The sequence below is a fragment of the Streptomyces sp. NPDC027962 genome (genome assembly GCF_055566095.1).
On the sequence record NZ_JBVHTA010000033.1, the window covers coordinates 59,626 to 65,387 of the forward strand.

3 protein-coding genes and 1 pseudogene are annotated in these 5,762 nt (G+C 71.0%); 3 read left to right on the forward strand and 1 reads right to left on the reverse strand.

The window, feature by feature from the left end; translation table 11 throughout:
* Positions 1 to 309: 309 nt before the first annotated feature.
* Positions 310 to 1,902 (forward strand): phosphoglycerate dehydrogenase, encoded by a 1,593-nt coding sequence (serA, locus tag ACZ4SA_RS26615; RefSeq protein ID WP_468279197.1) that lies wholly within the window; start codon positions 310 to 312, stop codon positions 1,900 to 1,902.
* A 273-nt stretch (positions 1,903 to 2,175) separates the two neighbouring features.
* On the opposite strand, the gene ACZ4SA_RS26620 is transcribed toward serA, so the two are convergent.
* On the reverse strand, positions 2,176 to 2,943 hold the full coding sequence (locus tag ACZ4SA_RS26620) for a CAP domain-containing protein (protein ID WP_468279200.1): 768 nt from the start codon (positions 2,941 to 2,943) through the stop codon (positions 2,176 to 2,178).
* Between the two features lie 525 nt (positions 2,944 to 3,468).
* On the opposite strand from ACZ4SA_RS26620, the gene ACZ4SA_RS26625 reads away from it, so the two are divergent.
* Together ACZ4SA_RS26625 and ACZ4SA_RS26630 are read left to right on the forward strand one after the other, a co-directional pair.
* Positions 3,469 to 4,227, forward strand: coding sequence for an IclR family transcriptional regulator (locus tag ACZ4SA_RS26625; RefSeq protein ID WP_468279203.1), 759 nt, complete (start codon positions 3,469 to 3,471; stop codon positions 4,225 to 4,227).
* Between the two features lie 346 nt (positions 4,228 to 4,573).
* A pseudogene (locus tag ACZ4SA_RS26630) lies at positions 4,574 to 5,527 on the forward strand (PP2C family protein-serine/threonine phosphatase); the annotation flags it as partial.
* Positions 5,528 to 5,762: the final 235 nt, after the last annotated feature.

Genomic DNA, 5,762 nt, shown 5'->3' on the forward strand with positions numbered 1-5,762 from the left:
GGAGGGGGAGGGGGAGGGGGGGGGGGGGGGGGGGGGGGGGGGGGGGGGGGAGGGGGGGGTGGGGGGGGGGGGGGGGTGGGCCTTTCCCCCCCCCCCCCTCGCCCGTATGCCCGACCGCTTCTCCACTTCGTCCAGCCACGGACGAGTGATCCTGCCAACGAGGCGCAAGACGCACCGTGCGGCACCACTACACTGCTCAACAACACCTACGCGTCAGGCCCACAGTGTCGTGCGTCTTCCACGCGGCTTGCCCCTCCACCGCCTGCGGCCGTCGGGACGGCCGTCCGCACTGGACTTGTGAGGACTCACGTGAGCTCGAAACCTGTCGTACTCATCGCTGAAGAGCTTTCGCCCGCCACCGTCGACGCGCTGGGCCCGGACTTCGAGATCCGGCACTGCAACGGCGCCGACCGCGCGGAGCTCATCCCCGCGATCGCCGACGTCGACGCGATCCTGGTCCGCTCGGCCACCAAGGTCGACGCAGAGGCCATCGCCGCCGCGAAGAAGCTGCGCGTCGTCGCCCGTGCCGGTGTCGGCCTGGACAACGTGGACGTGTCCGCCGCCACCAAGGCCGGCGTGATGGTCGTCAACGCACCGACGTCCAACATCGTCACGGCCGCGGAGCTCGCCTGCGGACTGATCGTCGCCACCGCGCGCAACATCCCCCAGGCCAACACCGCGCTCAAGAACGGCGAGTGGAAGCGCTCGAAGTACACCGGCGTCGAGCTGAGCGAGAAGATCCTCGGCGTCGTCGGCCTCGGCCGCATCGGCGTGCTGGTCGCCCAGCGCATGTCCGCCTTCGGCATGAAGATCGTCGCGTACGACCCCTACGTCCAGCCGGCGCGTGCCGCCCAGATGGGCGTGAAGCTGCTCTCGCTCGACGAGCTGCTCGAGGTCTCCGACTTCATCACGGTCCACCTCCCCAAGACCCCCGAGACGCTCGGCCTGATCGGCGACGAGGCGCTGCACAAGGTCAAGCCGACCGTCCGCATCGTCAACGCGGCGCGCGGCGGCATCGTCGACGAGGCGGCGCTGTACACCGCGCTGAAGGAGGGCCGGGTCGCCGGCGCGGGCCTCGACGTGTACGCGAAGGAGCCCTGCACCGACTCGCCGCTCTTCGAGCTCGACCAGGTCGTCTGCACCCCGCACCTCGGCGCGTCCACGGACGAGGCCCAGGAGAAGGCCGGTATCGCCGTCGCCCGCTCGGTGCGTCTCGCGCTCGCCGGCGAGCTGGTCCCGGACGCCGTCAACGTCCAGGGCGGTGTCATCGCCGAGGACGTGCGCCCGGGGCTGCCGCTCGCCGAGAAGCTCGGCCGTATCTTCACCGCGCTCGCGAGCGAGGTCGCGGTCCGCCTCGACGTCGAGGTGTACGGCGAGATCACCCAGCACGACGTCAAGGTGCTCGAACTGTCCGCGCTCAAGGGCGTCTTCGAGGACGTCGTCGACGAGACGGTCTCGTACGTCAACGCGCCGCTGTTCGCGCAGGAGCGCGGTGTCGAGGTCCGTCTGACCACGAGCTCAGAGTCTCCCGACCACCGCAACGTCGTCACCGTGCGCGGCACGCTCGCGGGCGGTGAGGAAGTCGCTGTGTCCGGCACGCTGGCCGGACCCAAGCACCTCCAGAAGATCGTCGCGATCGGTGAGCACGACGTGGACCTCGCGCTCGCCGACCACATGGCGGTGCTGCGCTACGAGGACCGCCCGGGCGTCGTCGGCACCGTCGGCCGCATCCTCGGCGAGGCGGGTCTCAACATCGCCGGCATGCAGGTCTCCCGCGCGGAGGAAGGCGGCGAGGCGCTCGTCGTCCTGACCGTCGACGACACGGTGCCGCCGGCCGTTCTGACGGAGATCGCGGAGGAGATCGGCGCGACGTCGGCCCGCTCGGTGAACCTGGCGGACTGACGCGCGGCACCCCGCGTGCGAGGAAGGGCCCGGTGGCACACCGGGCCCTTTCCGCTGCGCGGGGGCGCTTCGTCGCGTACGGGGCGTTGCGCCTTGCGGCTGCCGATGGTCCGCCCGGCCGTGCGGGACCCTCGCCGGGCGGGCCGGTGGGGGCGCCGAGTCCTTGAAGACGCGTCTCACTCTCGGCAGCACTCCGCCCCGCCGGATGAGATCCAGCGGGGCGGATTCGATCTGCAGCGCCCGGGCAACCGGCCCGGCGGCCTGCAGGGACGGCTATCGGGCCGTGCCGAAGTTCTGCGTCCAGTAGTCGTTGGGCTGTGCGAGGCCGACGCCGATCTCCTTGAACTCGCAGTTGAGGATGTTCTCCTTGTGGCCGGGGCTGGACATCCAGCCCGCCATGACCTCCTCGGGAGTCGAGTATCCGTAGGCGACGTTCTCGCCGTAGGTGCTCCAGTTGTAACCGGCACGCGTGATGCGGTCACCCGCGTCCGACCCGTCGGAGCCCGTGTGGGACATGTTCCGGTGGGAGGCCATGTCCTCGCTGTGAGCCTGCGCGGCCTGGGTCAGCTTCGCGTTCACGGTCACCGGCGAGCATCCGGCCTTGCTGCGCTCGCTGTTGACCAGGGCCACGACGCGGGCGGCATCGCCGGACGCCGGTGCGGCGGTGGACGGCGCGCTGGGCTTCGGCGCGGCGGGCTTGGGCGCCTCGGTCTTGGGCGCCGTCGGCTTCGGAGCGGTAGGCTCGGGGGCCGCCGGCTTCGGGGCAGCGGGCTTCGGGGTGGCCGGCGGCGTGGTGGGGGTCTGCGACTCGGGCCGGGTCGGCTTCCGGTCCCACCTGTCCTCTCCCCACTGCCGACCGGACTCGTCGTCGTGCCACCGCTGGTCGGAGCGCGCACTCTGCCACTCGCCACGGGCCCGGCTGTCCTGATTCCCCTGCGGGCCCATACAAGCCATGGCTACAGAGGGCACACCCACGGCGGCCATGGCGACGGCAGCGATGGTTATCTTCCGGTAGTGCGTCGGTCGGCGGTGCTTGCTCATGTGTGACCTCATTCGTCATCGCGGAGCGCCACCGAGAGCGGTTGGCCTGGCACGTTCTGTGTGTGACCTGCGGGGACGCCTTTGCGGGCAGCCATTGTTAGGACGGCCGCGAGCGGAGGGCAACGAGGGCCTGCTACTACCTCCCTTCGTAGTGGCGACCCCTCCTTGTCATGGGCGTCCGGGCATGCTGGCCCGTGTGCGGGAGATGCCGAAGTCCGTGACGCGCCGTCAAGAGGCGCTGTGCGGCCGACGGGCGGGCGTATGCGTCGAAAGCGGCGAAGTCGTTGAACGCCGTGTGGGGCATGTCCGTATCGAGATGGACAAATCTCCTTATGTCGCCGGGGCGGTATCTACTATCGACCTTCCTGGCGCCCGGAACTGTTGTGGCGGTTGTCACGGAACCAGTGGCTCCGTTTCGTTCCCGGTCGTAAATATCGGCACCCGTTCCCCGCCTGCCTGCGGTCGCGAGACCTCGCAGCGCCCGGGTCTCTTGCCCGCCGGATCCGCCCGGCGCAAGCTGGAGGTATGGGTGCTGAAAGCGGACCCACCCTCATCGCGTCCGTGCAGCGAGCCTTCCGGCTGCTGGAAGCCATGGGGGCGCACGAGGGTGGCGCGACGGCGAAGCAGTTGGCACGGGAGGCCGGGCTGCCCCTGGCCACCGCCTACCACCTGCTGCGGACGATGGTCCACGACGGGTATGTACGGAAGCTGGAGGACGGCGGGTTCGTCCTCGGCGACAAACTCCATGTGCTGCACACCGGAAGCGAGGGGCAGGAGCTGCTCAGCCGTATTCGTCCCACGCTCAGCGCCCTCCGGGACGAGCTGGCGGTCGCCGCGTATCTGACCTTCTACGAGGACGGGGAGATCCGGGTCGCCGAGATCGTCGACGGGCCCCGTGCGCCCCGGGTCGACCTCTGGGTGGGGTTCGAGGACGCCGGACACGCCACGGCGCTGGGTAAATGCGTTCTCCGTGAGCTGGACGACGAGGCGCGCAACGACTACCTCTCCAGGCATGCCCTCGCCGATCTCACGCCCCGCACCATCACTCGCCGTTCCGAACTGCTCCGCCGGCTCGAAGCGGCACCCACCGAGCCGGCCGTCATGGACCTGGAGGAGTACACCCTCGGGACGGTCTGTGTCGCGGTGCCCGTCTACAGCGGGCACAGACTCGGCTCGCTCGGTGTCTCCCTGCCGGCGGGCCGGCTCTCCCGCGTCGATCAGGTCCGAGCACGGCTGATCCCGGCGGCGAACCGTGTGACGAGGGGCCTGTCGCTCACTATTTGAAAAACGTGCCCTTGTGGCGCCCGCACATCTAACGATTTCCTTATAAAGCGGACATTCGCCTGTAAGGGAACGGGATAGAGAGTTGCGGTTGAAAAGCATGGGCCCGACGCCAGAGCATCAGCGCGCCTGCCGGACGTACTGGTCCCGGTGCCTTTCGGGACTCCGAAGCCTTGCCGAGCGAGCGGCCGGCTCTGGAGGGCGGACCCAGGCGAACGGCGCAGCGGCGGCCCGGTCCCCTGCCGTGGGCGCGCCGGACCTGCCGGCCATCGCGGCCCATGCCGTCGTCGGAGCGCCGGCCCTGATCGTCGTCGCCGTGGCGGCCCTCGACCTTCTCGGCGGATCGGGCATGACCTGGCTGCCGCTGCTGGCCGTCGGGCCCGCGCTGGCCGCCGTCACCAGCAGGCCGCGCGCCGTCCTTCGCATCGGCTTGCTCGCCGTCGCACTGGCCGCCGCGCTCGCCGCCCGCGGCCGGGCGCCGGGCGGCGAAGAGGCGATCGTGCTGTCCGCACTGGTCGCCGTCACCCTGGCGAGCAGTCTGGCCAGTGCGCTGCGCGTGCGGCGCGAGCGGGTGCTGGCGGCCGTCCGGTCGGTCGCGGAGGCCGCTCAGCACGCCCTCCTCAAGCCCGTGCCCGCCGTCGTCGGCGATTTCCAGGCGGCCGTCCGCTACAGCGCCGCCGAGGCCGAGGCCCGGATAGGCGGCGATCTCTACGCCCTGCTGCCGACCCCGCACGGGGTCAGGGCGATCGTCGGCGACGTCCGCGGCAAGGGGCTGCCCGCGGTGGGTACCGCGGCCCTGGTCCTCGGTGTCTTCCGCGAGGCCGCCTACGACGAACCCGACCTCCTGGAGGTCGTCGGCAGGATCGAGCGGAGTCTGTCGCGCAACCTCGGTTCCGACGACTTCGTCACCGCCGTGGTCGTCGGATACCCCCGGGACGGGCACATGGAGGTCGTCAACTGCGGGCACGCGCCGCCCCTGCTGGTCCATGACGGCATTGTCGCGCCGGTCGAACCGGCCGATCCCGTGCCGCCTCTGGGCCTGAGCGTCCTCACCGGTGAGACCCCGAGCCTCCAGGTGCTGCCCTTCGAGGACGGTGACCAGCTGCTTCTCTACACCGACGGGGTCACAGAGGCACGCAATCACAGCCGCGAGTTCTACCCGCTCGCCGAGGGGATGGCGCGGCATGTGTCGGACGAGCCGTCCCGCACCGTCGCCGCTCTGCACGACGAACTACAGGCGCATGTGGGCGGCCGGCTGCACGACGACGCGGCCCTGCTTCTGCTGCGCAAGCCCGTCACGGCCGCCAAGCGGCCCGCGGCCGAGCGCCAGGGCCCGGTCGAGCCGCGGGTTCCGGTGGACACGCAGCCTCCGGTGGACCCGCAGCCTGTGGTCGAGCCTCAGGGTCCGGTCGAGCCGCGGGTTCCGGTCGAGCCCCGGCCTCCGGTGGACACGCAGCCTCCGGTGGACCCGCAGCCTGTGGTCGAGCCTCAGGGTCCGGTCGAGCCGCGGGTTCCGGTCGAGCCCCGGCCTCCGGCGG